Consider the following 5,184-nt stretch of genomic DNA (forward strand, 5'->3'; position numbering starts at 1 on the left):
CGGGGCCGGCCGGTCCGGCCTCGGCCCGCGCGGCGCGCCGCCCCCGCGCAGGCTCCGCACCACGGACAGCTCGGCGGCGAAGCGGCCGCGCAGCACGACCAGCGTGCCGACCGACGCGATCCCGCCGGCCAGGGCCGCGGCGGCCAGGGTCACCAGGTCGATCCCGAGCGGGCGGACCAGCACCGCCACGCCCCAGGTCGCGGCCACGGTCAGCACCAGCGCCGGGACGTGCTTGACGTACATCCGCAGCACCGCACCCATCAGGCCGGGCGAGACGCGTGCGGAGAACTGCAGCATCACCAGGAAGTGGACGACGATCGCCAGCGACGCCCCGGCCGCGACGCCGACCAGGCCCCACAGCAGCCCGCCGGTCACGGTGAGCACGACGACGTAGCCGGCGTAGAGCCACTGCCGCCAGGCCGCCCGGTAGACGGCGCCGGTGGCCCGGGTCAGCGAGGTGCTGATCTTGTACGAGGTGCGCGGCAGCAGGACCAGCGCGAACAGCTGCACCAGCGGCACGACGGCGTCCCACTGCGCCCCGAGCAGCACCCGGACGACCTCGGGGGCGAGCACGCAGAGCAGCACCGCGGCCGGGGCGGTGACCAGCGCGACCAGGCTCGCGCTGCGCACGTAGGCGGCGCGCAGGCGGGGACCGTCGTCGCGGACCCGGGCCATCGCCGGGAACAGTGCCTTGTCGGCGGCACCGCCGATGATGTTCGCGGGTTCGGAGAGCAGGTTGTAGGCGCGGCCGTAGACACCGAGCGGACCGGTGCCCAGCGCGTTGGCGACGACGAGCTTGTCGGCGTTGAGCGCGAACCAGTTGCCGAGCTGGGCGATGGAGAACCCGGCGCCGTAGCCGAGCAGCGGCCGCAGCCGGCCCCAGCTCGCGGTGGGCCCCTCGGGGCGGAACCGCGGCCGGGTCAGCGCGAGGTAGCCCGCGCACTTGGCGACGGCGGCGGCGATCTCGCCGAACGCGAGCGCGGAGGCGCCGAACCCGGCCGCGGCCAGGACGACGCTGACCCCGATCAGCGCCGGGCCCGCCGCGAGCAGGTCGACCGTCGCCATCGAACGGAACCGCAGGTCGCGCTGGAGCAGGCCGAGCGGGGTCGCCGAGGCCCCCGCGAATAGCAGCGCGATCGACAGCAGCGGCAGCAGCGCGGAGTCGGCCGGGAGCCCGACGAGCGGGCTGATCACCGGCGAGCCGAGGGCCAGTACCGCGGCGAACACCGCCGCGACCAGCACCGAGAACCAGAACGCCGCCGTCACGTCGCGGTCGTCGAGGTCCTCGCGGTGCACCAGGGAGGCGGCGACGCCGAGCTGGGTGACCAGCTGGGTCAGCCCGACGATCAGCAACGCGGCCGCGGCCGCACCGAACTCCTCCGGGGTGAGCAGCCGGGCCAGCGCGACGGTGGCGCCGATCTGCAGCACCGCCTGTCCGACGGTGCCGGTGAACGCCCACGCGAACCCGCGCGCGGTCCGCGCGGTCAGCGACGACCCGGACGATGCCGACGGACCCGCCCCACCCGGCGGGCCGGGGGCCGGTGCGGGCTCCGGGGGCACGGGCCGCAGCGGCCGGGTCGGGTCGTCGGGCAGGTCGCCACCGGGTCCGGTCACGCGGGTCCTCCGGTCGTCGGGGCGGGTCGGCGCGCCGGGGGGCGCGCCGTCAGCGCCGCTTCCCGCGGAGTGCGGGATGCAACCGCCCGACGGTACCGAGGGCGCTGAACCAGGCGAGTTGGGTGGCCCCGCTGTGCGCGGCCTCGCCCCGGCGCGGCTCGGCGAGCAGCCGGGCGCGGCGCATCCCGGAGATCGCCGGGTGGAACACCGAGTTGCCGACGCCACGGGTCAGTACCAGGTCGGGCAGCCCCTCGACCGACGCCCGGTAGGCCGGCGGCACGCCACGCAGACTCCAGCAGTCCGACCACGCCGGCGGCTCGCCCGGGTACTCGAGGACGAACTCCAGGTCGAGGACCTTCAGTCCCGCCCGCTCGTCCCACACCAGGTTGTGCGGGGACAGGTCGAGCACGAAGCGGCCGCGCTCGTGCAGGTCGCGGCAGAACCGCAGCAGCGTCCGCACGACCTCCGGGCGCAGCTGGGCGAGCTCGCCGGGCAGCCGGCGCACGATGTGCCGTCCGGTGTCGCCGTAGAACGGGGTGAGCAGCCAGTTCGGTCCGTGCTCGAGCAGCTCCGGGACCTCGGGCAGGTCGCCGAGCTCGAGACGGGCCCGCAGCTCGCGGTCGTAGGCCTCGTGCGCCCCGGGCCGGAACACCTTGCACACCGACGGCCCGTGCACCGGGTGGTGGACCAGCGCGACGCGGGCGCGGAACCCGGGCGAGGTGCCGCCGAGCATCCGCACGATCGGGAAGGGCATCGCACACCGGCGGCCGAGGTCCTCGACCGGTCCGGCGATGCGGTGCAGGATCCCCGGATCGCCGAGCGCGTCGAGCAGGGCGAGGGCGTGCTCCGGCGACGACGACGCCTGCACCGGCAGGTAGTGCTCCCGCGGCGGGACGCGGCGCAGGACCCGCTTGTCGGTGTAGTCCAGGACGGCGGCGACCCGGTCGGCGACCGCCCGCACGCCCGACGTCCCGACCGGGGCGACCACGTCGCAGGCGACGATCAGGGCGTACGGCGCACCGGACGGGACCGGGCGCGACGCCGGCGCAGGCAGGGTGCCGCGGACCCGGGCGACCTGGGCGTCGTCCAGGACGACGACCTCGAGGATCTCCAGCCCGCGTGCGACACCGGCGACGGCCTCGTCGAGCAGGGGCGCCGCCGCCGACCGCACGACGAACACGGCCAGACCGCGCCAGCGATCGGCCGCGGCAGGTGCGCCGCGCCGTGTCTCCTCGAGGGTCACCGGCTCGTCCCGAAAGGTTGCGCCATGGGCGAATGATAAGGCCCCCTTGAACTAGGGGTTAACTCGACCGGTCCTGCGGTTGTCCCCTGGATGGCGGGTTCACCGGTCCGTGTGACGGCGTCGGAGGGACCTCGTCCGGCCCAGCCGCCTCCGCACCTGCCGCCTAGGTTCACTCGTGTGAGCAGCGCCGAACTCGCCGACCTGTACCGCGACCTGCACCGTCACCCCGAGCTGTCCTTCGCCGAGACCCGTACCGCGGGCATCGCCGCGGCCTGGTTGCGCGACGCCGGCTACGACGTCGCCGAGGGGGTCGGACGCACCGGTGTGGTCGGGGTCCTCCGCAACGGCGACGGCCCCACCGCGCTGCTGCGGGCCGACATGGACGCGCTGCCGGTCGCCGAGGACACCGGCCTGGACTACGCCAGCACCGTCGTCGCCATCGGCCGCGACGGGGAGGAGACGGCCGTCGCCCACGCCTGCGGGCACGACATGCACGTCACCTGTCTGGTGGGCGCCGCCGCCGAGCTGGCCGCCGCCCGCGACAGCTGGCGGGGCACGCTGCTGGTGGTGTTCCAGCCCGCCGAGGAGTTCGGCGCCGGCGCCGACGCGATGCTCGACGACGGTCTGTTCACCCGCTTCGGTACCCCGGACGTCGTGCTGGGCCAGCACGTCGCGCCGCTGCCCGCGGGGCTGCTGGCCCTCGCCGCCGGCCCGGCATTCGCGGGCAGCGACACCGTGCGGGTGACCCTGCACGGCTCGGGCGGGCACGGCTCGCGCCCGGAGACGACGGTCGACCCGGTGCTGCTCGCCGCCGCGACGGTGCTGCGCCTGCACACCGTCGTGCCGCGGGAGGTGGCCGCGACCGAGACCGCTGTGCTCAGCGTCGGCATGCTGCGGGCGGGCACGAAGGAGAACGTCATCCCCGACTCCGCCGAGCTGGGCCTGACCGTGCGGTCCTACACCCCCGGCGTCCGGGACCGGGTGCTCGCCGGGATCGAGCGCACCGTGCGTGGCGAGGCCGCGGCCTCGGGGGCGCCGATCGACCCCGAGATCCGGCTGCTGGAGTCCTTCCCGCCGGTCGTCAACGACGCCGACGCCGCCGAGCGCACCCGGGCCGCACTGGCCGCGGTCACCCCGCTCCCGGTCGTCGACCCGGGGCCGGTCACCGGCAGCGAGGACGTGGGCCGGTTCGCCGTCGCCGCCGGGGTGCCGTGCGTGTATTGGCTGCTCGGCGGCGCCGACCCGGCCGCGTTCGAGGGCGCGGGCACCGTCGCGGAGATCCGGGAGCGGACCGCGTCGCTGCCGTCGAACCACTCCCCCCGCTACGCGCCGGTGGTCGAGCCGACGCTGTCGGTCGGCGTCGCGGCGCTGGTCGCGGCGGCGCGGGAGTGGCTGCCGGTCGGCTGACCGGGGTCAGAGGGCGGGGGCGCGCAGCGCGTGCACCGCGACCCGCGCGGCGGCCCCGATCGCCGCGTCCGCCCGCGGGACGGCGGCATCGCTGCGCGCGGCGTGGGTGTAGACGGCGACGGCGACCGGGTGCTCCCCCGGGTAGGTCACCACGCCGACGTCGTTGCGGACCGCGCCGACCGTCCCGGTCTTGCCCGCCACCCGCGCGGCCGCGGGGAACCCGGCGCGCAGCCGGTGCGGCCAGATCTGGGCGCCCAGCACCCGGCGGGCGAAGGCGGTGGACCCGTCCGAGGCGAGCTCGCCGCGCCAGAGCATCCCCAGCAGCGCGGTGGTGTCCGCGGCCGTGGTGGAGGAGCCGTAGACCGGGCTGAGCGCCCGGGTCTCGACGGGGACGTCGTTGTCGGCGAGCACCCCGAAGGCCGCGGCGACGTCGTCGGTGCCGGTGTCGGCGAGCAGGTCGGCGAACACGTCGTCGGTGCCGCCCCGGATCCGGGTGCCGCCCAGCCCCAGCTCGGCGGGCAGCGCGGACACGCGGTCGCGCCCCACCCGGGTGTGGACGACGTCGGCCGCGGCGTTGTCCGAGGCCGTCACCATCGAGGTGACCAGGTCCTGCCAGCTCATCGTCACCGGGTCGGCCAGCGCAGAGATCCCGGTGATCCCGGGCGTGCGCCGCACCGGGACGACGACGGGCTCCCGCGGGTCGATCGTGCCGGCGTCGACCGCCCGGCAGTACGCGACCAGCACGAACACCTTGTAGACCGAGGCCATCACGACCGGCACGTGCGCGCCGACGCCGACCTCGCGCGCCGTCGGGCGCGTCCCGTCGCCGGTGACCGGGCGGGCGTGCAGCCAGCCGCGCACCCCGGCGTCGCGGAACACCGCGCGGACCTCGGCGGCCGGGGTCACGCGCCCTCCCGCAG

Annotated in this window: 4 protein-coding genes; 1 reads left to right on the forward strand and 3 read right to left on the reverse strand. The window is 76.3% G+C overall.

Going from position 1 to position 5,184, the window contains the following annotated elements; genetic code table 11:
* Window positions 1-1,614 (reverse strand): oligosaccharide flippase family protein (locus tag NH602_RS27820; protein WP_253069343.1); only part of this gene is annotated, 1,614 nt, incomplete at its 3' end.
* A 49-nt stretch (window positions 1,615-1,663) separates the two neighbouring features.
* The gene (locus tag NH602_RS27825; RefSeq protein WP_253069344.1) at window positions 1,664-2,857 is read right to left on the reverse strand and encodes a hypothetical protein; all 1,194 of its coding nucleotides are present in this window, start codon (window positions 2,855-2,857) and stop codon (window positions 1,664-1,666) included.
* A 177-nt stretch (window positions 2,858-3,034) separates the two neighbouring features.
* On the opposite strand from NH602_RS27825, the gene NH602_RS27830 reads away from it, so the two are divergent.
* Entirely contained in the window at window positions 3,035-4,264 is a 1,230-nt protein-coding gene (locus tag NH602_RS27830; RefSeq protein WP_253069345.1) for an amidohydrolase, read from the forward strand.
* A gap of 6 nt (window positions 4,265-4,270) precedes the next feature.
* Here NH602_RS27830 and NH602_RS27835 read toward each other — a convergent pair.
* Window positions 4,271-5,184 (reverse strand): serine hydrolase (locus NH602_RS27835; RefSeq protein WP_256495997.1); only part of this gene is annotated, 914 nt, incomplete at its 5' end.

The organism is Pseudonocardia sp. McavD-2-B, assembly GCF_024124365.1.
In the GTDB taxonomy this organism is placed as follows: Bacteria; Actinomycetota; Actinomycetes; order Mycobacteriales; family Pseudonocardiaceae; genus Pseudonocardia; species Pseudonocardia alni.